The sequence below is a fragment of the Paenibacillus sp. B-A-8 genome, from assembly GCF_048572915.1.
Taxonomy (GTDB): Bacteria; Bacillota; Bacilli; order Paenibacillales; family Paenibacillaceae; genus Paenibacillus_AQ.
In genome coordinates, this window is record NZ_CP183882.1 from 4,301,477 (window position 1) to 4,327,776 (window position 26,300).

Genomic DNA, 26,300 nt, shown 5'->3' on the forward strand with positions numbered 1-26,300 from the left:
CTCTTCTTACTATATCGGTATTCATCCTACTTTTTTAAGCATTGCTTCTAGAATAACGTTTGCTGCTCCGCGAGAATCCGCCCAATAAAACTGCGCCGATGCATAGGTGTTGGACCTAGAGCCGTAATTTGTTCCCGGTGAAGCTTGGTCGCGTAACCTTTATGTATCGCAATCCCATAATCAGGGTATAATTCCTCCCACAGACCTTCACACAGCCTGTCTCGTGTCACTTTAGCAATAATCGAGGCTGCTGCAATAGACTGACTATTTGCATCCCCCTTAATAATTGCCCGTTGTGGCAAAGGGAGGTCTACCTTTTCAGCATCGATCAGCATATAGTCAGGAATGTGTTCCAGACTCTCTACCGCTTTTTTCATGGCTAAGCGTGAAGCTTGCTTGATATTAATCTCATCAATGACAGTAGAATCCACATACCCCACACCTACCGCCAGCGCTTGCTCCATAATAATCTCGTATAAAGCGTCTCTCTTTTTAGCTGTAAGCTTTTTGGAATCATTTACACCATCAATAATAAGCCCCTCTGGCAAAATCACCGCTGCTGCTACGACGTCCCCAAACAAGCAGCCTCTTCCCACTTCATCTACGCCTGCTATACGGCGATATGACTGTTCCCAGCCCTCTTTTTCATAGGCTAACATATCTAACGAACTCACTATTTTGTCACCGCCAATTATGAATTATTCAATGATCTATATAAGTCAGCTTATCACAGTAAAGCTGACATGGTCATCTTAAAATAGACGTTCCAATTTGATCCATTCCCATAAAAAAAGAGCCTCCGAAATTTCGGATGGCTCTTCCATACCTAGTCATTAAACACTGAATTCAATGCACTTAAGGCGTTTCCAGCGTAAAACGTCCAAGCTTACCTGCCCGCAGCTCATGCAACAAGGCTCGGGAAGCTTTTTCCAGATCTACACGTCCACCGCTAATCAGACAACCGCGCTTACGACCCACGGCTTCCATAACAGCTACGATCTCATCTGGATTCTCCAGATCCTCAGGAAGCTTCTCAATGCCAAAGCGTTCTTGAAATCTAGATCCGTAGTCTTTCACCAAATATTTCACCGCGTAAAAGGCGATGTCCTCAACATTCAGAATTTCTTCTTTTATTGCACCCGTTACCGCTAGGCGATAACCTACATCTTGGTCCTCAAACTTCGGCCACAGAATACCCGGGGTATCCAGAAGCTCCAAATTACCGGCTGTCTTAATCCACTGTTGACCCTTGGTTACCCCAGGACGGTCACCAGTAGCAGCGATACTCTTACCAGCCATCCGGTTAATGAGTGTTGATTTACCAACGTTAGGAATACCGACAATCAATGCACGCATAGCTCGCGGATTCATTCCCCTAGCGATCTGCCGGTCAATCTTTTCTTTTAGCAGCAGTTTGACCTGCTCTGGTATTTCCTTAATACCCGTTCCAGTAGATGCATCAACAGGATAAGCAACATGCCCTTGTCCCTTGAAGTACGCCAGCCACTTCCGTGTAATCTCCGGATCTGCCAGATCCGCCTTGTTCAAAATAATCAATCTTGGCTTGTCCCGCAAAATATCGTCAATCATCGGATTGCGGCTGGAAAGCGGCAGACGGGAATCGAGCAATTCTATTACAACATCAATCAGCTTCAGCTTATCCTCGATTTGCCGCCTAGCCTTCGTCATATGACCAGGAAACCATTGAATGGCCATTGCCGTCACCTCCTTTGACTTCTGTCAACTTAATGGTTAATCAGTGTAATATCCTTTAGCGGCCAGAAGATTAAATCTGCACGACCCACTATATCCCCCAGTGGTACATAACCGATCATTCGGCTATCCGTACTATCCGAGCGATTATCCCCCATAACAAATACATGACCTTCAGGTACGGTACCATCCGTAAACTTTTCATTAGGGAAGTCTTTATTATTATACAGAGCGTTGTTACTATGCGCAGCATCAATAGCGCCTTGGATATATGTCTCGTTAACAACCTCTCCGTTAACTGTAACTACATCCCCTTCTACTTTCACGGTATCTCCAGCCACACCAATTACACGTTTAATAAAATCTCTACCCTCAGAAGGCACGTGGAATACTATAACCTCGCCCCGTTGCGGAGATCTAATATCGTACAAAATCTCATTTACGATAACACGTTCACCCGTATGGAAATTAGGCTGCATGGAAGGTCCATCTACAATAAAAGGCTTGAACAAAAGCCAGCGGATCAGAAAAACCAATACTAAAGCAATCGCAATGGCTTTAATCCATTCCAAAACTTCATTTTTGGGTTTACGTGGGTTCTGCGCGCTTGATTCCAAAGTTTCACTTTGTTCCTGCTGCATAGTTCACCGTCCTCTCTAAAATACTACTCTTACTATACAACACAAAAAAACTCCTGCCAAAAACCCCTCCACAGATACTCCTTCAGGAGGCCTTTTCGGAGAAGCTGATCCCCAAGCGTATATGTCGTACGCATTGTATACCAAGTTAAAACGCCATTGCGTCCTTTAAGGACAGAAAGCGTTTATGCGAGAAATATAAGAATAATGTATAACGTGAAACTTATACTTTCTTATATTTTCAAAAAAAATAATAAAACGAAAGGGGCTTGAACTCAAGCCCCTTTCCTTTGTCACTATTCTAGCGACGAATTTCTTTAATTCTCGCTGCTTTACCACGTAGTTCACGAAGGTAATAAAGTTTAGCACGACGCACTTTACCACGACGAGCCACTTCGATTTTCTCGATTTTAGGCGAGTTGATTGGGAATGTTCTTTCCACACCAACACCGTAAGAAATTTTACGAACCGTAAAAGTCTCACTGATTCCACCGCCACGACGTTTGATTACAACGCCTTCGAACAACTGGATACGCTCACGAGTTCCCTCGATAACTTTTACATGCACCTTCAAAGTGTCACCCGGGCGAAAACTCGGGATATCTTTACGAAGTTGCTCTTGCGTAATAGCTTGTAGGATATTCATTAAGGACTTCCTCCTTCCGTACAGGTGTTCTTGCCTCTTCCGGAGAGATCTTTCTCTCCCTCATTATCCGCAGCGGACCACCGTATTCCACACAACAGAAATAATAATACCATAAAGGACGGGCTAATACAACATATTTTTCTTATTTTTGTCTATTTAAAGCGGCAACATATCTCTTTTTTTCGCCTTCGATTGGCAATCCTTACACAGGCCAACTACAGTTCCATTATCTTGAGCGTAGAAGATTAATTTTCCATTCTTCTTCTTACAAGAAGAACAAGGCTGCTCCCCTGGGCTCTGTTTAGCTTTTCGATGACTGTCCATTGAGATCACGTTACTCCGTGTGGTGTGCGAATGATTGCTTGTCGTATTTATTTTCTGCTTCTTGACTAAAAAATACACGACTGCCAAAACTACTAAGGCAAGCAAAATGGCTACATATTTCATTTGGCTCCCTCCACCCTTCAGGATTTATTAAATGAAAGTAAAAAGACCGCCCTGTACTTCAAGTGAGGTAACGGTCTATATCTGTATACAAAGTAGCCTTAGCACACCTAAGCACTTCTATCCGAAAAAAAGCGGTTTCCAGAAGCTGCTGAAGGTTCTATATGAGGGCTGGCTTCCACGCCCTTTTTATATGTACCTATACCGTATTTCAATAAGAGATCTTTCGTTTATTTTAGCACAATTAAAAATCGAAGTGTAGTGGACACTTTAGTGACCTAGTCTTTGGTCCAGTATAATAACCCGCCTCCAGCCGTTTTTACTGAAAAATTCCATAAGCTATACTTACAGAAGTACATAACGAAGTCACATTGGTAAGATCACATACACCCATATATGAGGAGGAGTTCGTTTCATGAGGAAAAGAAATAGCAATAGCGTATTAGCAGCAGTAGCCGTATTATCTATCGTACTTTTGGCAGGTTGTACAGAATTACCAGGCAGACAATCTGCGAAAAATGAGGTGGAAAAGAGTATTTCTGAGGATGCACACCAGAACTTTGGTGAAGTTGTCAAGCAAGAGCTAGGTAAAGCAGCTGCAACTGTACAGCAAGCCGTTGAGGAAACTGCTACTACGGTAGTTGACGAAGTTAAAGCAGATAGCATTAGCAAAGAACTCTCAGTATCACAAGCGATCGGTACAGCATCCGTGCTCAGCATGGACAACGCAGTAGGAGAAATAGAAGTTGCAGCTGTTACAGGAGATCTGATCCATGTAAGTGCAACCATCTCCTCACACAATAGTTCCTTCCATACCTCTGACCGTCAAAAGATTATGGATGATGCTGAAGTTTCAGTTAAGGTGAGTGGCGATACATTAAAGGTGTCTACGCATTCTAAATCAAATCCTAAGAAGGATTTATGGACATGGGCGCAAGACAAATATGGTTATTCCGATTTTAGCATAAGCTATAATATAGAGCTCCCTGCCAGCATGAATAAATATATCATTACAAATAACGTAGGACAAATTCGTCTTCGTAACCTGGAGGGGAATTATCAAATCGTCAGCAACGTTGGAGCGATCAATATTGAAGGGGCTAAATTTACTGGAAAATCTACTGTAAAGTCCGATACGGGTAGCATACGTATGGATATAGCAGGGATGAAGGGTGACAGCAGCCTACAAGCTAAAACAGAGGTTGGCAGCCTTAGCGCTGTCCTAGCCGATGGAATGAAATGCAGCTTGGAAGCCAAAAGTGATCTCGGACAAATCAAAGGGGTAGAAGGCGGAAAGACCGATATCAATGGAGGCGGTCCTTTGGTATCACTCAGCTCAGATATAGGTGCAATTACAGTACAGTAAATAGACAATAAACAGACCGCCGGGATAACCAGGCGGTCTGTTTTTGATTCCATGATTAGATTAATGCGATGGCCAGCAAAGTGAATAAACTCAAAGTTAAAATCTGATTTGCGGCAAAAGGATTTCCCCAAAAAGCAGAAGTATGCACAGAGCCATTGTCAGTTCTTAAGTAAACATTGTATCTGTCTACATCTGTTATAACGCCTTCGTGCTGTCTACCATCTCTAGTCAGAATCCGCACCCTTTTATCCTTACAACGCAAACAGTTATAATATGCTTCCACTAGTGTACTCCTCCTTGTCAGTAATGATATACTCTATGTGTAGGAGTACAGGTCGGTAACGGCGAAGTTACATAGGTCGGAGTTTGGGTCAATATTTACTTTTTCGTCCCCTGTATCTTTCGTATTCCTCTTTCACCTGTAGTTCGTCTTATTCCATCCATTCGAGGAGGCCAATCTCATGAATGTAGAAAGAAAACAGTTTATTAAGGAAGGCGTACTGCGTATTACCATTTTCGTTATTTTAGCATCGCTTACTTACACCGTTCGCAACTATGCATGGGCTGTTACTGTTCTCGTATGTGTTGCGCTGTACTCCCTCCTTACTGGAGTACACAAAATCTTACGCAAAGAATAACATGTGCCTCCACGAACTCTTATAGCAAGCTAAAACGCCTTAAGCGTCCTTTTAAGGACGGTAAGCGTTTGTGCGAGAATTATAAGAATAAAGTATATCGTGAATCGTGTACTTTCTTATAATTTCACAGAATAACCACTTTCTCTCTAGATCCTAGATCTCGAAGGAAAGTGGTTATTTACAGTTTAATCGGGGTAACAGAGTTCAAACCATGTTACCTTCTAAACAATAAAACCATTAGCGACAGCGAATACAAAATTCACTGTATCTAATGGTTTTATTCAGCCTAACAATCAATCCCTAACGTTCGATCTTATATGTTCACTCTTTATATGGCGAATGGGAATTGCGATTTGTATAAAAATCGATAATATCATTCACGGTGCGGAGCGGCTCCGCTTCCTTGTGGATCGTGTCCACGTTAGGCTTGAATTCTTCATGCGTCTTCGTAGTCACTTCAGTTCATTCCTTTCAATAGTTGAGCTTGCTGCATCATCAGCTGCATATATTAGTGCGGCACCTCTATTCATTACCCTAAAAAGAAGCTTTCAACGCACCAATAAGCATATTAATTTGAAAACTATTATTTTTATTTGTTCTCAGGTTCACATAACAAAAACGCCTCCTTAACGTAAGATACGTTAAAAAGACGTCAGATATACCTGTTTCATTAAATTATCACTCCGGCTTGTCCACATTTCTTAGACGTTCCAGTGTCTTCTTGTCTTTCAACGTAAGTTCTGCAGTCTCAAGCAGGTCCGGTCTGCGTTCCAACGTGCGCAGCAGTGCCTGCTCTCTCCGCCATATGTCGATGTTTGCATGATGACCACTCAGTAAAATATCTGGTACCTTCCAGCCACGAAACTCAGCAGGACGTGTGTAGTGTGGATATTCTAGCAGTCCAGTGCTGAACGAGTCAGATATCGCAGAGGTTTCATTTCCCAGTGCTCCTGGCTGAAGCCGGACTACGGAATCTATAACCGTCAAAGCAGGCAACTCTCCGCCAGTTAGCACATAATCACCGATTGAAAGCTCATCTGTTACCAAATGCTCACGAATCCGTTCATCATACCCCTCATAATGCCCACAAATGAAGATTAAATGCTGCTCTTGTGCCAGTTCCTCAGCAATCTTCTGATTGTAGGTTTTTCCTTGTGGACACATAAGGATGATACGTGGTTTTACAGAAACCTCTTCATCAGATCGACGTTTATCTCCCTCATTCGATGTAATACCGAGCACATGCTCGACTGCATTAAAAATCGGATCAGGCTTGAGCACCATGCCCCCGCCGCCTCCATACGGAGTATCATCCACACTATTGTGTTTATTCCCTGAGAACTCGCGGAAGTTCACAGCATTTAAGGATACGATTCCTTTTTCACGCGCTTTACCAAGAATACTTGTGCTGAATACGCCTTCGCACATTTCTGGAAACAGCGTAAGCACATCAATTCTCATCATGGCAATAGCCCTTCCATCAAATGAACAGTAATTCTTTTGGCTTCTATGTCTACATTCAGCACTACATCATTGATTACAGGAATAAGGATGTCTTGTCCTTTTGCAGGCTTAACAACCCACACATCATTCGCGCCTGGCTGTAAGATTTCCGTTATCGTACCAAGTGGTGTGTTTTCATCTTCATCCGTGTATACCTCACAACCGACGATTTGGTGGAAGTAGTATTCGTTCTCAGGCAGATCAACCAGATCATTACTTGGAACCTTCAGGAGGCTTCCTTTATACTTTTCCACTTCGTTGATGTTCGTATATCCCTTGAGCTTAACGATGAACATCCCCTTGTGCTCACGAGCGGATTCTACAGTTACTTCGAATTTCGCACCGCCATCTGCAGGGATCACCAGCAGCTTCTTGCCTGCAGCAAAACGAACTTCAGGGAAATCGGTATGTGATAATACTTTAATCTCCCCGCGAATACCATGCGTATTCACAAGTCTGCCTACGGTTAACTCTTCTGTCATACAACCCTCTCCTTTACAAGCTTCATCTAATCTATATTTCAAGCATAAACGCCTTCGGCGTCCTTATAAGGACGGCAAGCGTTAATGCGAGAAATATAAGACATAAAGTATGGTGTGAAACTTATACTTTCTTATATTTGAACAAAAAGGAGCCGGGATATACTATCCCTAGCCCCTCATTGTACGCATCATTTAAGATAAAATATCTACAGTTACGCGTTTATCGCTCTTGACTGCTGCAGATGTGACTACTGTACGGAGCGCCTTAGCGATCCTTCCTTGTTTGCCAATGACCTTTCCTACATCATCAGGATGCACGGACAGTTCATAGACAATTAGGTGATCCTTCTCCACCGCTCGTACCGTCACATCTTCTGGATGATCCACTAAAGCCTTAGCAATTACTCCAACTAATTCTTCCATAGAGGACCCTCGCAATCAGTCATTATTTCTGTTGCTTAAGCTCATGAAACTTCTTCATTACGCCTGCTTTGGAAAGCAAGTTGCGTACTGTATCAGATGCTTGCGCACCTGTTTGAAGCCATTTAAGAGCTTTTTCCTCATCGATCTTAACTACTGCCGGTTGTTCAATCGGATTATAATAACCGATTTCCTCGATAAAACGACCGTCACGAGGGGACCGGGAATCGGAAACCACTACACGATAGAAAGGCGCTTTATGCGCTCCCATTCTTTTTAGACGAATACGTACTGCCACGAAAAATCACCTCCTTATAATAGTTTCGAGATATTAGAACAGCAAGATCATTTAAAAGGGAACTTCATCCCTTTTCCGCCTAATCCTTTAAGCTGCTTCATGGCATTCTTCTTGGAGGCCTTGCCGCCTCCGCCCATCATGCCGGAAAATTGCTTCATCATCTTACGCATCTCATCAAATTGCTTGATGAGGCGGTTGACCTCAGCGACCGAGGTTCCGCTACCGGCAGCAATACGCTTGCGGCGGTTATGGTTAATGATCTCAGGCTGGCGTTTCTCCGTCTTCGTCATAGAATGAACTATGGCTTCAACGCGACCCATTTGCTTATCATCAACTTTTAAATCTTTGATGCCCTTGGCTTTGTTCATGCCAGGCAGCATATCAAGTATTTGATCGATCGGACCCAGCTTTTTCACCTGATCCATTTGCTCAAGGAAATCATCAAACGTAAATTCCGCATTACGCATCTTACGTTCCATTTCCTTAGCTTTATCCGTATCGATATTCGCTTGGGCTTTCTCAATTAGCGACAGCATGTCACCCATACCTAAAATCCGTGAAGCCATACGTTCCGGATGGAACGGCTCCAGCGCGTCGATCTTCTCACCTAACGCAGCGAATTTGATCGGACAACCAGTAACAGCTTTGACGGATAGTGCAGCACCACCACGGCTATCGCCGTCGAGCTTTGTCAATACAACCCCTGTAAGCTCAAGCTGCTTATTGAAGCTCTCAGCCACGTTCACAGCGTCTTGACCGGTCATTGCATCTACTACTAACAGAACTTCATCTGGATTTACAACATTGTGAATCTGCTTCAGTTCTTCCATCAATTCTTCATCAATATGCAGGCGGCCTGCAGTATCGATAATGACGTAATCAAGTCCGTTATCCTTGGCATGTTGTACAGCTTGTCTGGCAATCTCTACCGGACTAGTCTGATCACCTAGCGAAAATACCGGAACTTTAATTTGTTCTCCCAGCACCTGAAGCTGTTTGATCGCAGCAGGACGGTAAATATCTCCCGCAACGAGTAATGGACGATGATTGCCCTTCTGTAACAGCTTGGCCAGCTTACCCGAAGTGGTTGTCTTACCTGCCCCTTGTAGACCCGCCATCATAATGACAGTCGGTGGCTTGTTCGACTTGGCCAGCTTCGCTTGGCTTCCGCCCATCAGCTCGGTTAGTTCCTTGTTAACGATGTCGATAATGACCATACCTGGTGTAAAGCTGTCCATAACTTCTTTACCAATAGACTTTTCTTTCACCTTGGCCACGAATTCTTTAACTACCTTGAAGTTTACATCGGCTTCCAGAAGGGCCAGCCGTACTTCGCGCATAGCTTCGTTTACGTCATCTTCGGATACTTTACCTTTACCGCGCAGCTTGCTGAACACATTCTGCAATCTTCCGGTTAAACCTTCAAACGCCATATGCAGATTTCTCCCTTCATGCTACTCTAACCTCTGCAAGCGATCCACGATCTCCGCGAATCGAAGTTTATATTGCTCAGGCAGCATCCCATTCTCCGGCAGTCTGCGCAGTTCATCTAAATATTTGGTACGACTCTCATGTTTCTCTAATAAACCAAGTTTTTCTTCATAATTCTCTAAAACTTGCTCGGCCCGTTTAATATGCTCATAAACGGCTTGGCGACTGATTTCAAATTCAGCGGCGATCTCTCCCAAGGAAAAATCATCGTGAAAATAATATTTAAGAAACGTTTGCTGCTTATCTGTAAGCAGTCGTTCATAGAAGGCAAAAAGCAAATTGATACGATTCGTTTTCTCGAGTCTATTCTCCTGACTCATTAAGGGCACTCCCTTCGTCAAGGAAAAACACTTTACACCTTCACAACGTCCCTTATGATACCTAAAAGAAAGAGAGATGTCAAGCATTTTTGCTTGTCATCTCTTTCTTTATTAAAAATCCTTTTTTCATGCAATTTATTCGCTTGTAGTTATTGGATCGGCAGTACATAAATCAATACGGCGAAGAAGTGTGTGACACTACCTGCAAGGACAAATACATGCCAAATCGCATGATGGTACGGAAACCCTCTCCACACATAAAACACCGTACCTAATGTATAGAGCACCCCACCAGCCATCAGCAGGATCATACCACCGTCTGCTACAACAGCCGAAAGAGGGTTCCAGGCGATTACAATCAGCCACCCCATCGCGATGTAGAATATGGTAGACATGAACAGAAACTTCTTCACAAAAAATGCTTTGAAGAAAACGCCAAACACTGCGATCCCCCAAATAACTCCGAATAAGCTCCAACCAAGCGTACCCCGAATGGCGACTAACAAAAAGGGTGTATACGTGCCTGCAATAAACAGATAAATAGCGGAATGATCGAAAAATTCGAACAAATCCTTCGCCTTACCCTCTTTGAGACTATGCACTAGTGTTGAATTTAGATATAGAAGCAGCATTGTCGTTCCATAAATGGAGAAGCTGACCACATGCCATGTCGTTCCTTTTAGACTTGCAAAAACAACAAGCAGGACAAGTGCAGCCACGCTTAATACTGTTCCGATCCCGTGCGTTATCGCATTCGCGACTTCTTCTCGCCGGCTGTAGGTGTGAGTATTTGCCATATCCATATCCTTCCGTCTAAGCTTTCTTTCTATTATACCACGCGTACCCTACTTGATTACAGTTTGTAAATCTCCGTATACTTCGCTTCTAAATAATCAGCCAAATAATCCGGACTTAGCGGTTCACCTGTTACTTGTTCAATGATTTGGGATGGCGTTAAGCTATTTCCGAAACGATAGATCTTTTCCGTTAGCCATTCTTTAATAGGGAGCAGGTTTCCTGCTGCAATCAATTCATCAAACTCCGGTAACTCTTTGCGAAGTGTATTCAAAATTTGTGCAGCGTACATATTACCTAAGGAGTAGGAAGCGAAGTATCCGAAATCCCCACCAGACCAATGGACATCTTGCAGCACACCAAGTGCGTTAGAAGGTGGAGTAATACCTAGATACTCTTGATACTTAGCATTCCATACTTGAGGCAAGTCTTTTACAGAAAGTCCTTCATTAAAAATAAGCTTCTCGATCTCATAACGCACGATAATGTGCAGATTGTATGTAAGCTCATCTGCTTCGATCCGGATAAATGAGTTCTCCACGCTATTGATCGCCCGGTAGAAATCTTCCAAATCAACATTTGCAAGCTGCTCTGGGAATTGTTGTTGAAGATCCCCGTAATAACGTTGCCAGAAGGCCCGGCTGCGTCCGATCATGTTCTCCCATAGTCTCGACTGAGATTCATGAATCCCCATCGATGCACCTTGTGCCAGTGGTGTTCCAACAAAATCCTTGCTGATATTTTGCTCATAAAGCGCATGTCCACCTTCATGTAGTGAGCTGAATATGGCGCTAGTCACATTATCAAGCAGGTAAGCGGTCGTAATACGAACGTCGCCTGGATTCAATCCTGTAGCAAAAGGATGCACACTCTCATCTAAACGACCTGCATCAAAATCGTAGCCCATTTGCTCTAAAATAAAGTTGCCGAACTTTTCCTGCTGCTCTTTAGGGAAGATCTGCTGTAAGAAGCTCGTGTCCGGCTTATTAGGCGAAGCTGCGATAGCTTCTACCAATGGAACCAAACGGCTACGCAGCCGGCTGAATACTTCATCCACTTTTTCTACCGTAAGATCGGGCTCATACATATCCAGTAGCGTATCGTACCGCGTTCCTTTTACACCCCAATAATCGATAAATTCTTGTTTCAGAGCAACTATCTTGCTTAGGTAAGGCTCAAAAGTGGCAAAATCATCGTTTTCCTTAGCTTCTTCCCAGATCGTTTGGGAATGTGCGGAAAGAACAGCATACTCCTCAAATCTTTTGGAAGGGATGCTCTTGCTGCGCTCATATTCTTTACGGCAATCGGTAACGATCTTCTTCTGATCATGTGATAGCTGGGTAAACACTTCAGGACGGGTAAAAAATGCTGTAAAATCTCCCATTTCCTCCGAAATTCCGAGTCTGAACAATTCTCCACTCAGCATCCCTATCGTACCCGAACGAACCTCTACTCCCTTACGCGGCGCACCGGTGCGCAAATCCCAGTGAAGTAATTCTATGGCCTCTGAATATCCACTTATTTTTGATAATAACTCGCTGAATTTCTCCCACTGTTCCTTCACTTGCTGTTCCATTTTATTACACCTGCTTTCTCTGTTTTGCCGACTCCTCTTGATGATACTTTTTTGAATGAGTATAATCAACTTCAGAGATTACATCTCTAATTTAAAATATTCAATGGGTTACATAAGAAGCAGGACCTGCTTCGCACAAAATTCGAAGGAGCGTGAACAGGCTATGATGATTCAAGTTACACCTCTCGCAGAAAGGAAGTTAAAGGAAAGGCTTGAAGATCGGCCAGGATTTTTCAAGCTCTTTTATGATACGGAAGGCTGCGGGTGTGACGGAATTAATGTATTACTAATTGTTTCAGAAATGGAGGACGGCGATTCTAGGATTGAAAGTGATTCCCTTCCCTTTATCGTAAGCCGCCAGCAAGAAATTTTTTATGAAGACAAGATGCGTCTAGATGCCGAGGAACGATTCTCTTCCTTTAAGCTAGACAGTGATTCACAGATTTACGGAAAAAATATCCTGGTCAGAGATATGCGTAATGTAAGTACAATTCAGTAATTTCAGGGAGGAAAAACAGCCATGAGCCATGTATCCGATATTATTAACTTTAATAAGAGTTTTGTAGAGAATAAAGAGTATGAAGCATATTTAACTAGTCGTTATCCAGATAAAAAAATGTTGATTATCACTTGTATGGATACCCGTCTGGTTGAACTATTACCAAAAGCTATGAACTTTAAGAACGGTGATGTCAAAATCATCAAAAATGCCGGAGCGGTTATTTCTCAACCTTTTGGTAGTGTTATGCGTAGTGTCATGGTTGCACTGTATGAGCTTGATGCTGAAGAAGTTATTGTCGTGGGACACTATGAATGTGGTATGGCTTCCCTCAACGCAGACCATATGATCAATTCCATTAAAGAACGTGGAGTATCCGAAGAGGTGCTGAGCACGCTGGAGAATTCCGGAATCAAGCTAACCAAATGGCTCCGCGGTTTTGACAACATTGAACAAGGGGTCATTCAGACCGTAGACTTGATTAAACGTCATCCACTGCTTCCTTCTGATGTACCTGTTCATGGCATGATCATTGATCCCGCCACTGGAGCGCTTGAGCTAGTCGCTGACGGGTATAAATGATTTAAGAAACAACCTTATAACAGTTGATTGCGTGGATCCTGGATCCACGCTTTTTTCGATTAAAAAAGTATAAGTTATGACAAGCATAAATTTTCTTATATTTTAAATAAAAATTGAAACCTCATGGGACGTGCTGCGTATTAACGAATATGCACACAAATTCATACTCACAGGAGGGTTTTCGTACTAAATGAAACCAATGAAACGCGTAATGATGATTGTAATGGCCTTTACTCTATTTTTCGCCGTAGCTACCCCGAACTTTGTGGATGCGAAGCGAGGTGGTGGCGGATTTAAATCCGGCACTCGCAGCTATTCAACAACTCCAAAAAAATCAACAACCGATAACGTAAGAAAAAGCGATAGCACAAAAAGCTCCACAGCAGGATCTACTGCTGCAAATACGAAACGCGGATTTTTCAGCGGTGGCGGCTTAATGAAAGGTATGATGATCGGCGGTTTGGCTGGGTTAATGTTCGGTGGTATGTTCGCCGGTATGGGTGCCTTCGGTAACATTCTAGGACTCGCCATTAATATGCTTGCTATCTATGTACTCGTAATGCTTGTGATGTCCTTCTTCCGTCGTAGAAAAGAACGTCGCCGCTTAGAAGATCAAGGTGGTCGTTACTAATGTCAACAATGGTTCTAAGCATGGATGAGATCATCAACGCCCTATGTTTACACATGGCTGAACGTAAAGCGGTTCGCCCTGAAGATGTTCAGGTAGAACTGAGCTGGGAAGAAGACACTGGCTACTCTGCTGAGGTTTGGGTACAGGGACGTAGTCAATATCTAGTGGAGTCCAACATGATCGAGGCGATCCTGCGTTACATGCTTAGCGAATATGGCATTCGTGCCTATCGCGAAGATGTGAGGCTAGACCTGGATGAGGAAATCACCGCGATTGTAACTACACAGAACTAAGCCTTCTAGCGACAAATATAAGAAAAAGGACAGCCCAAGTGGTTGTCCCCTTTTTTTTGTATGCACCTATTCATAGAAAAATTGCTTTACCGTTCCTACTCCGTTCGCCACATCAACTTCAGCGTACGCTCCGTTAATCAGCGTAATTTGCGGTGGAATATGACCACAATCAATATCATACACTATGGGCACTTGAAGCTCCTCAGAAAGCTCAGCGTAGATGTCTTCGGCCGTATAGTTCTCTACTGGCCGATTAGCAGGACTTCTGCCAAACATAATGCCAGAACAATTCTCGAACCAACCTGACAGCTTCATCTGAACTAATGACCTGCGTACATCAACCGTATTCAGTTCGCAATTCTCTAAGTACCATAGGATTGGTTCATTGTTAATGATTTTTTCTTGAAAATGCTTCAGATTTCCAAATGGTGTGCCTATCAGATGCCTAATTACATCTATGCAGCCCCCTAGTAGACGCCCTTTCATAGTTACAGGGACAGATGTTACAGTCTTCCAACTGGTAACTTCTGTCAAGTGGAATACATAAGGCGTTGGAGCATCATGCTGCCATTCCCCTTGATATTTATCGGATGAACGCTGGACAATAGAATCGCCTACTTGCGTCGTAAGTACCGCTTCCCACATCGCTGTGGTATCATCCGAATACTCCCCTCTTAAATCAACAAGGTTTGTCCCATGAGCCGTTGCAATCCCTGTTCTTAACGTAACTGCAAGGAGCAGCACACTAATGTCCGAATACCCTAAGATCCACTTATTCTTCATGGTATCAAAATCAATAAATTCAAGAATCTCAATCAACAACTCTCCGCCCCAAGGCGGAATAATTATATCAATATGCTCACTGCCCATCATCTCGTTAAACTCCTGAGCACGAACTTTAGCGGGTGCGGACTTGGCCTTCTCTTGCGTCCATACTGTCTCCCCACAAATCACTTCAAATCCTTTAGACTCCAAACGACTTGTAGCCAGCTTAATTAACTCCGCATTTTGAGCGCCTACACCAGATGAAGGTGCTGTTACCCCTACTGTCGCATTCTTGTTCAAAATAGGATATCTAATCATATGACACCTCCAGTTTACAGCAATTATATCAAGAGTACACATCATTTACACAAAAAAAGAACATGGCTAATCGCGTCAACGTGCAATCGCGATTTCAGCACATGTTCTTATTCAATATAATGTACACTTTAGAGTAAAGAAATAGCCAGTAGCTCGAACAACACAAGCGGCAAGATCACATTATTATTAGGAGGACCTGGGTATGGACCTGGATATGGGCCAGGACCCGGATGCGGATGATAAGGCTGGTATGGATTATAATATCCGCGTGACATTTGCCCATTCACTGCAACGTTCAAATACAAATGTTTATTATCTACTCCGGCAATAGTACCTTCGTGTACTAAGCCATCTAAAGTCTGTACATTCACCCTATGGTTTAAGTAGGGCTTGCAAGATTGATGCAGGGAATCACGAACACCGTGCAGGTGCCGGATCACCGCAGGATCGGCCTGATAAATCACATTTTGCTCTTGCCCAGTGTTATATGTCGACATGGATGCTCTGACCTCCGTAAATGGATTTGCTCCATTCTATGCAGAAGCCTATATCACGGTGCCTATTTAAGAGACATCATTATACTGGGAGGGCTACTTTCTCAACTTTCACATTTACCGAGACGAGGGACAGACCCATCATATTTTCCACTGCATTTCGTACATTTTTCTGCAACATATAACAGACCTCTTGAATTACGCATCCGTAATTAACAATAACCCGCAGGTCGATGGCAACGTCTTCTTCTTTTACTTCTACAGACAATCCTTTTTTCACATTTTTACCGCCCAAACGTTTGGCCCAGTTCTCCGAAATATTGCTTCCTGACATTCCAGCGATACCTGGCGTTTCCAGAACCACCTGTCCAACAATCGATGTGACTACATCATCTGAGATATGAATTAATCCTTGCTCCGTTCCTTCATTCATATAAACAACCTCCATCATATTTGATAATTTAAGAGATATTAAAGGCTCTCCTCTACCTCTACTTCTACCTCTGCCCTGTGGTTCTTAACAAACAAATTATACACTTTGGTCAAGAGGATTTTCACAATCATATACAGTGGAATAATCAGCAATATCGCAATAATCCCGCCTATATCTCCACCAACCAACACTAAGATGATCGTTGTCAGCGGATGAATATCAAGCTTTTTCCCAAAAATGTAGGGAGCGATCAGATTATCCTGAATTTGCTGAGCTACAAGAACGATGATGATGGACCACACTGCAATGGACGGCGATTGGATGAATCCTATAATAAAGATTGGGATACTGGAGAGAATTGCACCAATGAAAGGTACAAAATTCATCACTACGGCAATCACTGTCAGCAACAATGCATACTGTAGTCCAATAATAAGGAAACCAATATACATCAGAACACCAAGCGCCAGATTTACTAATACCCGCCCAACGATGAATCCACTTAACGCACTGTCAATTTCACTCATCATTGAAGTCCCTTCTCCACGATACTTCTTTGGAAAGAAACTTACAATCTTACGACCAAATTTCCCACCTTCCTTAAGCATGTAAAACAACATGATAGGAAAGGTAAATAAAATAATCGCGAAATTTGAAACAAAGGAGAATAGACCCGTTACGTAATTCGAAATCAGATTAAATCCTTTATTCAAATATTCAGTCAATTGGGAAGCAAGGTCCATATCTGCTGGGATAATAGAAGCCAAAAATCCACTGTCCTCGAGCCTCAATAGCTGCTGATTCACGGCTGCGATCAGATTTGGCATATTATCAACAAAATTAATGAGCTGTGTTCGAAGTGAAGGCCATACTCCAATACTAAAACCAAACAAAAGCAATGCAATGACCACATATACGATGATGATCGCAACAGAGCGATTTAGTTTATATCTCTCCAAAGTATTGATTAGAGGTCGGAGTAAATAATAGAAAAATCCTGCCAACATTAAGGGCACGATAATAACATTGAACAAAGACAAGATTGGACTGAAAATAAAATTAACTTGCGAGCCTAAAAATACTATACCTAACACCAAAAGGATCGCTATACAAACTCGAATGAATGTGTTCAGTTTAGCCATATTTCTCTCCCATCTTCTATTTTTGGGTGTCTTTCATCTCGCTATTTGGGAATACGTATGGTGAATACCGTTGGTTCCTTCTTTCCACGACTGAGATGAAGCGTGCCACCCATTTTCTCTGTATTTTTCATAGCAATGGATAAACCAAGTCCCGTTCCACCTGTAGTTGACCGCGCTTTATCTCCACGAACAAACGGATCAAAAAGCGTTGACCAAAGCTCTTCAGGAATGCCTACTCCGGTATCTGCAATTTCAATAGCAACCTCACTCTCTGCAGGTATAACCTCCACGCGCAAATGAGTGCCTGGCGGATTATAGGTCAAAGCATTGGAGATCAAATTATGAACTACACTCGAGAGCAGCTCCGCATCAAAGCTTGCGAATACCTCCTGTTCCGGAACATTCAGCTGCAGGATAAAGTTCTTTTGTTCTATCTCACCATAAGAGTCTGCAACGATTTCACGAATAAATTCACCCAGTTCTTGACGTTCCATCCGTAACAAAAAATCCGGGGAATCTATTTTGAGCAGCTCCACCATATTTTGAATCAGCTTAGTCACTTGCGAGGATTTATTATAGATATAGGTTAAATACCGTTTTTGGCGTTCTTCATCCTCACCACGACCCTCAACCAATGCCTGTGCAAAACCCTGTATACTCGTAATAGGCGTCTTCAGATCATGGGAAAGATCGACCATCATACGTTTCTTACTTTCCTCTGCTTGGCGTTTCTCTTTGGTCGTCTTCTCAATTACGTCCGCCATATAATTAAAAGTCTCCCCAATTTGAGAAAATTCTTTCTCTGCATATAACGAGATACGAGTATCATAGTTCCCTTCAATCATCTGCTTCAAACCAAGCGTAATGATCCGCAGCGGCTTCCTGATTCTTCGTGCCACCCAATAGCTATACACGATAATAAGCATAAGAACCATGCCGACTCCAAAAAAGACATAATATGAAATCGAGTGGTTGAAGTAAGCAACCAGTGGGTCACTATTAATTGAAATATCAATCACTTCTCTAGGAACCTTTAGGAGCAGCCATTCTGATTCATTCTGATTATTACGTGTAGCCAATGAGTAGTAGTACTCCTGGTCTTCTCCGTTTTCCAGACTTTTTAAGAGCTGGTCATCGGTATATTGTGTTACATTATCTTTCTTCTCCCCAACAACCTCAATAACCATCTTGTCTTGATCCAAGACCTCTATCCATCCACTGCTACGCAGAAGGCGTTTGGTTTCTATCCCATGCTCCAGATTATCTCGATAGGCACTTGCTTCAACCTTTAAATCTGGATCAGCGATTTTATTTTTTTCGAACATATGGGTCACATCAAGATTAATGAACAAATAATAAACAATCACAAGAAAAAACAAAATGCAGATAAATAACAAAAAATCCAGCGTCAGCGATGATTGTAAAGGTCGTTGATCTCTATTGCTCCATAGGCGCTTCAATTTTGTATCCCAGCCCTCTAATAGTCTTTAAATAAACCGGCTTTTTGGAATCTTGCTCGATCTTTTCACGGATATTACTGATATGCACCATGATACTATTATCTTCGTACACATAGAAATCTTCCCATACAGCCTCATATATTTTTTTTCGTGTAAAGACACGTCCCGGTTGCTTCATCATTAATTCCAGAATTTTGTACTCGGTAGAGGTAAGGACGACGGGCTCCCCTGAACGATAGAGCAGACACTGGCTTTGATCCAGCCTCAATTCTCCCAATACAATCTGTTCAGCGGCCTTTTCTTCAATGATTTGTGCGTCAAAATGATGCACCCTCCGCAGCAAAGCTCCTGCACGAGCTACAATTTCCAATGGATTAAACGGTTTAGAAATATAATCATCGGCACCGAGTTCAAGTCCCAGGATTTTATCATAATGTTCGCTTTTTGCAGATAAAAACAACACCGGAAAATGATGAACCTCACGAATCTTTTTCAATAATTGCAATCCGTCTAAACCAGGCATCATAATATCAAGGATCGCTAAATCAATTTTATGGTTCTGAACTTGCATTAACGCTTCGGTACCACTGTTCGCTTCCACAATGTTGTACTCTTTCTCTAAATATAATCTCAACAATTCTACAATTTCTGCTTCATCATCTGCGATCAGAATTGTATACATAGTAATCACCCCATCTAACTATAAGCTTCGATTATTAAACCCACCTAAATGCAATCTAAAGAAAAGCTAAATTATCACGTCCATCAACCAAGTCATATTAATTCATATATTTAAATAAAAATCGCACACAGGAACTCGTCCCATGTACGATCGTAAAATCCCAAAAATCAAAATATCAGGTCTTAAAAAGCTACCCCAATTCCACCTTCACCCGCATAGGTTCCCATTACAGGCCCCATACTTGAGAGTAAAACCTCTTTGAAGGGGTGCTTTTGTAAAATACGCTCTTTAATTTCAAGCGCAAGCTTCTCACAGTTACTGTGTACTATAGCGATAACAGCCTTCTCGTAATCATGCTGCTTCTCATCCAAATGTGCAAGCAGACGGTTTAATGCCTTTGGAAGACCCCGGGTCTTCTCTACTACCTCAACGGTGCCCTCTTCGCTGATTTTGAGCAGTAATTTAATATTTAGCACGGAAGCAACTGCCCCCGATATCCGACTTAGACGTCCGCCTTTCATCACGTTCTCAAGTGTATCCAGTGTGAAATAAGCGCGAACTTCGTCAATTTGCTGAAGCACCTTTCCCTTCAGTTCTTGCAGACTCGTACAAGTCAATGACCACTTGGCTGCGAGACCCACAATCAGTGACAAACCTCCTGAGAAGGTCTTAGAATCTATAACCTCTATCGCATTGGAGTGCCCTTCTTCTTGATACATTTCCATAGCGATCATAGCAGTCTGATAAGTGCTACTAATATTAGAGGACATACATATGACCATAATGTCAGTGCCTTCCTCTACTTGCCTGAATGCCTCAAGGAATTGGTTTGGACTTGGACTTGCCGTAGTGGGCAGCTCCTTGGATTCAGCCATTTTAGCATAAAAGGTTTTCGTATCCGTATCCTCAGGCATAAGCTCATGCCCAAAGTGAACCGGTAGATGGATGACGGAAACATTATACTTCTCCATGTAGTCAAGGGGTAGGTCAGAACCGCTGTCTGTTATGATCTTGATTGCCATAATATAAGTACTCTCCTTTCAATATCAGTACTATTATAGCTATCATAAAATGAAATCTCCAGTAACCTTTATAACTTGAAAAATCCTTCGATTTGTGCTTATGTCATTCTTCCTTAACTTGTCCTAATATGATATGGTTTATGAATAAGCGTATAGAAATGGAGTGTATGTATGAGTAAGGGAAGAGTATGGAATAGAGGCAAGCATGACGGAACAGGACTATCAAGGAAAAAAAGTGTAGATCAAGAAGTAACAGCATCTACTGAAACAGAGACCAATGAAGCATCGAATGAAATATCAAATTCTAGAATTGATACAGTTAAACCGATGAATCGTACAAACTGGGTAACTCGTCCAACGCGGGTCATCAATAAAGATTCCAAAGATAAACAATAACGTTGAAAAAAAGGCTGCCCTCAAGGGCAGCCTTTGCTAATCTAAACCTCATGCACGTGTGGAGAGAATGAATCTCTCAAGTGCTGCTGTATCCGTAATCCTATGATTACATTCTTGGCTTTCTATGCATATATATTGGCCAATAGAAGAGTAATCATCCGGCGAGGATTTCGCAAGCTTGGTCTTGACCGTAAAAAAGGCAAGCTGTTGCTGCCGATTACAGAACAAGCAATACCCCTTCTTGTTCATAGGTGTCATTCTTCCCTCGATACCGATAAACTGTCCTTCGAACGGATATACGATATATAATTTGTTGGTAGCAATATCTATCCAGCTCAGATATGTCATATATCGAAAGTCAATCACTGATAAATCCGGTACCTTCAGCTTCTTATTCTTAGGAAATAACTTCTGAACTTGTTTCGGCGTAATCTGTGGAAAAGGTTCTAAATAAACTTCTAATCCACTTAGATACTTCTGAAAATCGTCTGCCGTCTCAAAGGTAGATATTTGTTGCAGCATCTGCTGCTGAGTATCATTAAGTGTCGGAAAAGCTTCTATAACGTTCAACGATGAACGATATCTCACTGTCTCCAAGACTCTTCGATCTGCTACAGTACGCAGTGTTTTCAGAAGAAAATCTGTTTGCTTCTTAATAAAATTATATTGATGGTTTCTAATAAATGGTGTGTTCATTGCTTTTCAGCCCCTTATTTATATTGAAATTCCATAAGGTGCAAAGCCCATTATTAGAAACGATATGTTTAGTTTGGGCGATCATCCATCTATCGCACCTCACGCAAAGTATCGCCCTAATTTAGGCTTTGCGTGAGGAACTTCTAGCTAATGGGCAAACCAGCATTAGCACAGTACCACCTCCAAATACATTCACGAAAAAAGTATAACAGGAATGTTTGGAACCGACTAGACCCTATAGCCAACCTCTGCTTCATCTCTGGAGGGAGCTTCACCGATCAACTGCTTCAATAGTTTCTTCATCATGACCGAGGCCTTCACTTTAGTATGAAGACAAGGTGAGAGCTCAATTTCGTAATTGCCTTGCTTAATCGTTTCTTTCAATTCCTCAACAGTGGAGCAGTTGGTATTCAACCGATTCAATACGCTCCCATATTGCAGACACTGATGACTATCACTGCCGGCGATCACGGGTACACCCAGCGTCTCCGCAAAGGGTGTAATTAGGTTCTTATAGGTCTCTGCTCCCTGCATGTAAATATCTTTTGCATTGAAATCAAAAGCATCTAATCTCCGAAGCAGCTCTGGGTCCAGTTGATGTAATGGCGTAGAAGTGCGGAAGGGATGTGCTCCAATTTTCCAAAGGTTATGTTCGTCCGCCATATCAAGCAATCTCTTAAAAGCAATAAAATTGCCCTCCTGAGTATGCTCTTCCAGTAAAGCTCGGACCGCTAACACATTCTCCTTAAGTCCGATCAGCAGGATATGACCTGTCTCCGCAATATCTACTTCCATACCCGGAAACAGTTTTAGCCCATTTACATCATAATAATGCCCGTTATAGGGATACATCTGATCCAGTTCTTCATACATTGCAAAGAAATTCGAAGTGTTAAAATGCTCAGTCAAAGCCACTGCCTGTAATCCGTTCACTTTTGCCTCAAACATCATTTCAGCAAAATATTCTGGGGAAAACGTTGATTTCTTAGATAATTTACCGTGAGTATGCAGATCAATATTCATGACTAATTCGTCTCCTTTGAGCTTGTAAGTTATGTTAATACACCAGTTTAGGGTAGAGATAACCGATCCAGAATAGCAAAATGATATAAGCCGTGGAACCGGATAAAAAATACCAGTCGGACCGCTTCATTTTCAAGTAAGATAGCTTGATCTTCTTCACATTCTTATTGTTCAAACCGTAGCTAAATCCCCGAGTTTCAAGCGCCTCGATCGTGGTCCGAGAACGTTTAGCTGTGTTCAGCATAAGTGGGTAAAAGGCCAAAATTACAATTCGTAAATAATACGTTGCGGTTCTCCAATACAACAGTCCATGTTGCAGGGGTCTTTGCCCTCTCAGTCTGAAAGATAACAAAATCTGATGAAATTCCTCCAGTAACGTAGGCAAAATACGATAACCATAAGATAAGCTAAATGCAAACGTATCAGGTATTCCTAAAGATAGCAGGCCGTCACTAAGCCTTTCCGGATCGAGACTGGAGAACACCGTAATACTCGCGAGTGAAATCACTGAGAGCTTAAGCGTTAGCGTCAACATGGGCAGCAACGATTCAATTCCTCCGCCGAAAAAGAGCGACAGGATGAACATCCACCCAATTTGGCTGATTAATCCCAAACACAATATGAAAATAATATATGGACTGACGCGTGAGAGGACTGTCGTTAAGACCATAAGTACGAACATCCCCAACAGGACCGTACGGTTATGTACGAACCAAGGTACTATGGCAAAGAACAAATACCAGAGCAGCAGAGTTCGCGGGTCGAGTCTCCCTAGAAAAGTGCTGCTGCTGTTATAAGCCGTCCCTAAGAGTTCCAGTTTGATTTGTTCTACAGATATACGGTCAAGTGCCCGTTTAACGGCTTCCATGAATTGCTGCCACCTCCTTCTGTACTTCCACTAGACTTACGAAGTCCTCCAAGCTGCTGCAAATGCGGGGCAGACCGAGCAACCGACTCAGTTCCATCAATTGTGTCTGAGCCAGACCCGCACGCCGTAATAGAAGTCCGTCCGCGAAGATTTCATCTTTCGTTCCGTCAGCAATAATTTGACCTTGATGCATAACGATAATCCTAGTCGCCCATTCTGATACAAGCTGCATATCATGAGTCGCAATCACAACCGTCTCAACATGGCTGCGAAGCGTATCTAGTACATGTACCATTTCCTGTTTCGTCGAAATATCCAGATTCGCCGTTGGTTCATCGAGCAGCATGACAGCAGGACGAACCGCTGCTCCAATAGCCAGTGATACACGGCGCTGCTGACCTCCACTCAGAAGACGAGCGTCACGTTCTGCTAATTCACTGAGCCGGAATGCTGTGAGCATTTCTTCTACTCTCTCTTCTGCGTCGACTAGCTTTCGCGCTTTCAAATAATAAGCAATTTCTTTACGTACAGAATCCTCAATAAACATTTCCTCTGGGTTCTGAAATACGTAAGCTACGGTACCGGAAAGACGCTCGGGTGGCAGACCGTTCACAACCATCCCCTTCACATTTACCGTTCCTGCTGTAGGTCTGACAATTCCAGCAATCAGCTTCATTAAAGAAGATTTGCCCGCTCCGTTGTTTCCAATAAGAGCTATAGATTCACCTTGCCGCAGCTCTAACTGAACACCATTCAAAACAGGATGCATCGTCTTATGAATCGTGCGATAAGATAGGTGAACATTCTCCATCTGAACGACGTGCTTCACTTCCCCAGTTATAGTAAGGGACTGCTCGTAATTAGGCTCAGATGATTCCGTTCTCACGATCGAATCCTGGCGAAGCACCATGTGGGCGCTCGCTTCCACAGCATTTAAGGGAAGTAAGTGGGTTCGCGGTGCATCAGATTGCAACAGCCAAGCTGCACGGGTGACATCCGGTGGATAGATGCCAAGCTCCAACAGTTCTTTTACAGATGAAAGAGCCTCCCTTACAGGCTTCTGCCATCGAACCTCCCCCTTATCCATCAGGACGACATTCTTACAATAGTCTGCAATAAATTCCGCATGGTGTTCGATTACTACAATGGTCTTCCCCTGCTCCTCGTTCAATCGGCGCAAAATATCATAAATATGGCGGGCATGCTGTGGATCCAGCTGAGCTACTGGTTCATCAATAACCAGAATTTCCGGATCCATCGCTAGTACTCCGGCAAGAGCGAGCAAGTGCTTTTGTCCGCCACTCAATTGCCAGATAAATTCATTTCTTAAATCGCTAAGTCCGGTTAGCGCCAGTGCCCGTTCTCCCCGTTCCTTATAATCGGCAAATCCATAATTGAGCGGTGTAAACGACACATCGTCAAGTACCGTCGGGCGTACCAACTGATTCTCAAAATCCTGATATACATATCCTATATGTTTGGAAAGCTCCGCTACACTTTTCCCATCCGCTGGTTGACCGCAGATCGTCACCTCACCCGCAAAATCACCTGTGTAATAATGAGGAATTAAGCCGTTAAAGCATTTACAGAGCGTGGATTTCCCCGAACCGTTACTACCTATAATGGCAATGAAATCTCCTTCATCTAACTGCAGAGATACATCTCGCAGTACTGGTTGTTCGGCTCCCGGATAAGTAAAGGTGACCCCATTCAGTTCGAGTATTGATTTACGCATCTACTTGACCTGCTTCCTGTCTTTTACGTGCTGACCGCCGAATGAGGGATATAATCGCTGTTGCTGCAACAACCGCTGCTACCAGCATACTCAGCCAAATCAAGCTCTCTTCATTGGACTCTGCCCAAGCAAACTCAAAATCACCAAAATTCCATCCGGATTCCGACAGCAATTCCGATCCAAGAGCAACCATTACCAGAATTGTTCCAGAAATGACGAGCTTAGGAGATAACCAAGCCCCTGTTGCATATTTCATATTCCGTTCACGCGGCTTCATGCCAAGTAAAGGTTCGATCTTTCCATATAAGCGTGGAACCAGATACATGGTAGGAATCAAAGCGAACAAGATACCAGAGAAGAGTACATCATTCAAAAAGCCAACTCCCTCAATGACTACGATACTCTCTGCTAGACCTTTAACAGCTTCAAGCTCTTCCACACCCACCCATACCTTCACTATATCCACAACAGAGCTGAAGAACTGATGAATCACTACACCAGTAATCGCCGCCACTCCAACCTGTCTGCGATTCTTCGGATCGGATACCATACGACCTGCAGTATACATCGCTAGTGAGAAGGTAATGAATTTCTCCAGTTCTCCTAACCCACCAAATTGACCTAACATCAGTTCTCCGAAAATCACTTCACCTACAGCTGCCCCAATGGCCGCATATAAAGGATGAAACAGCATACATAAGGTCAAAGGAATGAAAGCAAAATATTCAATCGATAATTCAATGGGGCCTAGTTTGATCCCAGGCACTAGCTCCGTGAACATATTGGACAAACCGTAAAGCGACATCGATAGTACAAAAATCATCATTTTTTGTGACTGTGTCAGCGTGTAGCGCGTTTTTATCGTACTCATGAATATTTGGCCTCCCTACAGGAATTTATCTTCATTATAAGAAGGTCATGTCAGCACAAC

General features: G+C 42.8%; 34 protein-coding genes. 7 read left to right on the forward strand and 27 right to left on the reverse strand.

Features of this window, described 5'->3' with window-relative positions; all coding sequences use genetic code 11:
- Window positions 1-47: 47 nt before the first annotated feature.
- From ACN6MV_RS19250 to ACN6MV_RS19270, 5 genes are all read right to left on the reverse strand, one after another.
- Window positions 48-659, reverse strand: a complete 612-nt coding sequence (locus tag ACN6MV_RS19250; RefSeq protein WP_042128969.1) for a ribonuclease HII — start codon at window positions 657-659, stop codon at window positions 48-50.
- Window positions 660-855: 196 nt separating this feature from the next.
- Window positions 856-1,716 (reverse strand): ribosome biogenesis GTPase YlqF, encoded by an 861-nt coding sequence (ylqF, locus tag ACN6MV_RS19255; protein ID WP_042128970.1) that lies wholly within the window; start codon window positions 1,714-1,716, stop codon window positions 856-858.
- Window positions 1,717-1,745: 29 nt separating this feature from the next.
- Window positions 1,746-2,354, reverse strand: coding sequence for a signal peptidase I (gene lepB / locus ACN6MV_RS19260; protein WP_042128972.1), 609 nt, complete (start codon window positions 2,352-2,354; stop codon window positions 1,746-1,748).
- Window positions 2,355-2,652: 298 nt separating this feature from the next.
- Window positions 2,653-2,997: a 50S ribosomal protein L19 gene (gene rplS, locus ACN6MV_RS19265; protein ID WP_042128973.1), complete on the reverse strand. Its 345-nt coding sequence runs from the start codon at window positions 2,995-2,997 to the stop codon at window positions 2,653-2,655.
- Window positions 2,998-3,153: 156 nt separating this feature from the next.
- The gene (locus ACN6MV_RS19270; protein ID WP_042128975.1) at window positions 3,154-3,444 is read right to left on the reverse strand and encodes a hypothetical protein; all 291 of its coding nucleotides are present in this window, start codon (window positions 3,442-3,444) and stop codon (window positions 3,154-3,156) included.
- A 412-nt stretch (window positions 3,445-3,856) separates the two neighbouring features.
- Between ACN6MV_RS19270 and ACN6MV_RS19275 the strand changes: the two genes are divergently transcribed.
- Window positions 3,857-4,807, forward strand: coding sequence for a hypothetical protein (locus ACN6MV_RS19275; RefSeq protein ID WP_042128977.1), 951 nt, complete (start codon window positions 3,857-3,859; stop codon window positions 4,805-4,807).
- Between the two features lie 55 nt (window positions 4,808-4,862).
- Here the strand turns inward: ACN6MV_RS19275 and ACN6MV_RS19280 are convergent, their stop codons facing one another.
- Window positions 4,863-5,090 (reverse strand): LSm family protein, encoded by a 228-nt coding sequence (locus ACN6MV_RS19280; protein ID WP_042128979.1) that lies wholly within the window; start codon window positions 5,088-5,090, stop codon window positions 4,863-4,865.
- A gap of 178 nt (window positions 5,091-5,268) precedes the next feature.
- Between ACN6MV_RS19280 and ACN6MV_RS19285 the strand changes: the two genes are divergently transcribed.
- Window positions 5,269-5,445 (forward strand): hypothetical protein, encoded by a 177-nt coding sequence (locus ACN6MV_RS19285; RefSeq protein WP_156113147.1) that lies wholly within the window; start codon window positions 5,269-5,271, stop codon window positions 5,443-5,445.
- 321 nt (window positions 5,446-5,766) lie between these two features.
- Here the strand turns inward: ACN6MV_RS19285 and ACN6MV_RS19290 are convergent, their stop codons facing one another.
- From ACN6MV_RS19290 to ACN6MV_RS19330, 9 genes are all read right to left on the reverse strand, one after another.
- Window positions 5,767-5,901, reverse strand: a complete 135-nt coding sequence (locus ACN6MV_RS19290; protein ID WP_269321964.1) for a hypothetical protein — start codon at window positions 5,899-5,901, stop codon at window positions 5,767-5,769.
- Window positions 5,902-6,123: 222 nt separating this feature from the next.
- Entirely contained in the window at window positions 6,124-6,906 is a 783-nt protein-coding gene (trmD, locus tag ACN6MV_RS19295; protein WP_042132284.1) for a tRNA (guanosine(37)-N1)-methyltransferase TrmD, read from the reverse strand.
- A complete protein-coding gene (gene rimM / locus ACN6MV_RS19300) occupies window positions 6,906-7,430 on the reverse strand; it encodes a ribosome maturation factor RimM (RefSeq protein ID WP_042128981.1) in 525 nt (174 codons plus the stop codon). The genes trmD and rimM overlap by 1 nt, the downstream gene beginning before the upstream one ends.
- A 192-nt stretch (window positions 7,431-7,622) precedes the next feature.
- Window positions 7,623-7,853, reverse strand: coding sequence for a KH domain-containing protein (locus tag ACN6MV_RS19305; protein WP_042128982.1), 231 nt, complete (start codon window positions 7,851-7,853; stop codon window positions 7,623-7,625).
- A gap of 22 nt (window positions 7,854-7,875) precedes the next feature.
- A complete protein-coding gene (gene rpsP, locus ACN6MV_RS19310) occupies window positions 7,876-8,148 on the reverse strand; it encodes a 30S ribosomal protein S16 (RefSeq protein ID WP_036688604.1) in 273 nt (90 codons plus the stop codon).
- A 47-nt stretch (window positions 8,149-8,195) separates the two neighbouring features.
- The gene (gene ffh / locus ACN6MV_RS19315; protein WP_042128985.1) at window positions 8,196-9,581 is read right to left on the reverse strand and encodes a signal recognition particle protein; all 1,386 of its coding nucleotides are present in this window, start codon (window positions 9,579-9,581) and stop codon (window positions 8,196-8,198) included.
- Between the two features lie 21 nt (window positions 9,582-9,602).
- Window positions 9,603-9,959: a putative DNA-binding protein gene (locus ACN6MV_RS19320; RefSeq protein ID WP_042128986.1), complete on the reverse strand. Its 357-nt coding sequence runs from the start codon at window positions 9,957-9,959 to the stop codon at window positions 9,603-9,605.
- A gap of 149 nt (window positions 9,960-10,108) precedes the next feature.
- The gene (trhA, locus tag ACN6MV_RS19325) at window positions 10,109-10,756 is read right to left on the reverse strand and encodes a PAQR family membrane homeostasis protein TrhA (protein ID WP_042128988.1); all 648 of its coding nucleotides are present in this window, start codon (window positions 10,754-10,756) and stop codon (window positions 10,109-10,111) included.
- 56 nt (window positions 10,757-10,812) lie between these two features.
- Window positions 10,813-12,330 carry a carboxypeptidase M32 gene (locus ACN6MV_RS19330; RefSeq protein ID WP_419884640.1) on the reverse strand — a complete coding sequence of 506 codons (1,518 nt, stop codon included), beginning with the start codon at window positions 12,328-12,330 and terminating at the stop codon, window positions 10,813-10,815.
- Between the two features lie 163 nt (window positions 12,331-12,493).
- On the opposite strand from ACN6MV_RS19330, the gene ACN6MV_RS19335 reads away from it, so the two are divergent.
- The 4 genes from ACN6MV_RS19335 (at window position 12,494) to ACN6MV_RS19350 (ending at window position 14,335) form a co-directional block, all read left to right on the forward strand.
- Entirely contained in the window at window positions 12,494-12,829 is a 336-nt protein-coding gene (locus tag ACN6MV_RS19335) for an iron-sulfur cluster biosynthesis family protein (RefSeq protein WP_076119538.1), read from the forward strand.
- A 21-nt stretch (window positions 12,830-12,850) separates the two neighbouring features.
- A complete protein-coding gene (locus ACN6MV_RS19340) occupies window positions 12,851-13,411 on the forward strand; it encodes a beta-class carbonic anhydrase (protein ID WP_076119537.1) in 561 nt (186 codons plus the stop codon).
- Between the two features lie 199 nt (window positions 13,412-13,610).
- Window positions 13,611-14,042 (forward strand): hypothetical protein, encoded by a 432-nt coding sequence (locus tag ACN6MV_RS19345; protein WP_076119612.1) that lies wholly within the window; start codon window positions 13,611-13,613, stop codon window positions 14,040-14,042.
- Between the two features lie 8 nt (window positions 14,043-14,050).
- The gene (locus ACN6MV_RS19350; RefSeq protein ID WP_042132285.1) at window positions 14,051-14,335 is read left to right on the forward strand and encodes a YxcD family protein; all 285 of its coding nucleotides are present in this window, start codon (window positions 14,051-14,053) and stop codon (window positions 14,333-14,335) included.
- A 66-nt stretch (window positions 14,336-14,401) separates the two neighbouring features.
- On the opposite strand, the gene ACN6MV_RS19355 is transcribed toward ACN6MV_RS19350, so the two are convergent.
- The 7 genes from ACN6MV_RS19355 to ACN6MV_RS19385 form a co-directional block, all read right to left on the reverse strand.
- Complete coding sequence (locus ACN6MV_RS19355) at window positions 14,402-15,418, reverse strand: S66 family peptidase (RefSeq protein WP_419884641.1); 1,017 nt, start codon at window positions 15,416-15,418, stop codon at window positions 14,402-14,404.
- Window positions 15,419-15,546: 128 nt separating this feature from the next.
- Complete coding sequence (locus ACN6MV_RS19360) at window positions 15,547-15,915, reverse strand: hypothetical protein (protein WP_076119535.1); 369 nt, start codon at window positions 15,913-15,915, stop codon at window positions 15,547-15,549.
- Between the two features lie 79 nt (window positions 15,916-15,994).
- On the reverse strand, window positions 15,995-16,345 hold the full coding sequence (locus tag ACN6MV_RS19365; RefSeq protein ID WP_419884642.1) for an Asp23/Gls24 family envelope stress response protein: 351 nt from the start codon (window positions 16,343-16,345) through the stop codon (window positions 15,995-15,997).
- A 38-nt stretch (window positions 16,346-16,383) separates the two neighbouring features.
- Complete coding sequence (locus tag ACN6MV_RS19370) at window positions 16,384-17,487, reverse strand: AI-2E family transporter (protein ID WP_042129005.1); 1,104 nt, start codon at window positions 17,485-17,487, stop codon at window positions 16,384-16,386.
- A gap of 41 nt (window positions 17,488-17,528) precedes the next feature.
- Entirely contained in the window at window positions 17,529-18,812 is a 1,284-nt protein-coding gene (locus ACN6MV_RS19375; protein ID WP_419884643.1) for a sensor histidine kinase, read from the reverse strand.
- A 112-nt stretch (window positions 18,813-18,924) separates the two neighbouring features.
- Window positions 18,925-19,629, reverse strand: coding sequence for a response regulator transcription factor (locus tag ACN6MV_RS19380; protein ID WP_042129010.1), 705 nt, complete (start codon window positions 19,627-19,629; stop codon window positions 18,925-18,927).
- A gap of 182 nt (window positions 19,630-19,811) precedes the next feature.
- On the reverse strand, window positions 19,812-20,651 hold the full coding sequence (locus tag ACN6MV_RS19385) for a DegV family protein (protein ID WP_042129011.1): 840 nt from the start codon (window positions 20,649-20,651) through the stop codon (window positions 19,812-19,814).
- Between the two features lie 171 nt (window positions 20,652-20,822).
- On the opposite strand from ACN6MV_RS19385, the gene ACN6MV_RS19390 reads away from it, so the two are divergent.
- Window positions 20,823-21,047 (forward strand): hypothetical protein, encoded by a 225-nt coding sequence (locus tag ACN6MV_RS19390; RefSeq protein WP_419884644.1) that lies wholly within the window; start codon window positions 20,823-20,825, stop codon window positions 21,045-21,047.
- Window positions 21,048-21,095: 48 nt separating this feature from the next.
- On the opposite strand, the gene ACN6MV_RS19395 is transcribed toward ACN6MV_RS19390, so the two are convergent.
- From ACN6MV_RS19395 to ACN6MV_RS19415, 5 genes are all read right to left on the reverse strand, one after another.
- A complete protein-coding gene (locus ACN6MV_RS19395; protein WP_076119533.1) occupies window positions 21,096-21,743 on the reverse strand; it encodes a FusB/FusC family EF-G-binding protein in 648 nt (215 codons plus the stop codon).
- Between the two features lie 228 nt (window positions 21,744-21,971).
- Complete coding sequence (locus ACN6MV_RS19400) at window positions 21,972-22,766, reverse strand: PHP domain-containing protein (protein ID WP_419884645.1); 795 nt, start codon at window positions 22,764-22,766, stop codon at window positions 21,972-21,974.
- Window positions 22,767-22,800: 34 nt separating this feature from the next.
- Entirely contained in the window at window positions 22,801-23,634 is an 834-nt protein-coding gene (locus tag ACN6MV_RS19405) for an energy-coupling factor transporter transmembrane component T family protein (protein WP_076119531.1), read from the reverse strand.
- On the reverse strand, window positions 23,621-25,369 hold the full coding sequence (locus tag ACN6MV_RS19410; protein ID WP_419884646.1) for an ABC transporter ATP-binding protein: 1,749 nt from the start codon (window positions 25,367-25,369) through the stop codon (window positions 23,621-23,623). The genes ACN6MV_RS19405 and ACN6MV_RS19410 overlap by 14 nt, the downstream gene beginning before the upstream one ends.
- Window positions 25,362-26,240: a cell division protein FtsQ gene (locus ACN6MV_RS19415; protein ID WP_076119529.1), complete on the reverse strand. Its 879-nt coding sequence runs from the start codon at window positions 26,238-26,240 to the stop codon at window positions 25,362-25,364. Before ACN6MV_RS19415 ends, ACN6MV_RS19410 begins: the two co-directional genes overlap by 8 nt.
- Window positions 26,241-26,300 lie beyond the last annotated feature (60 nt).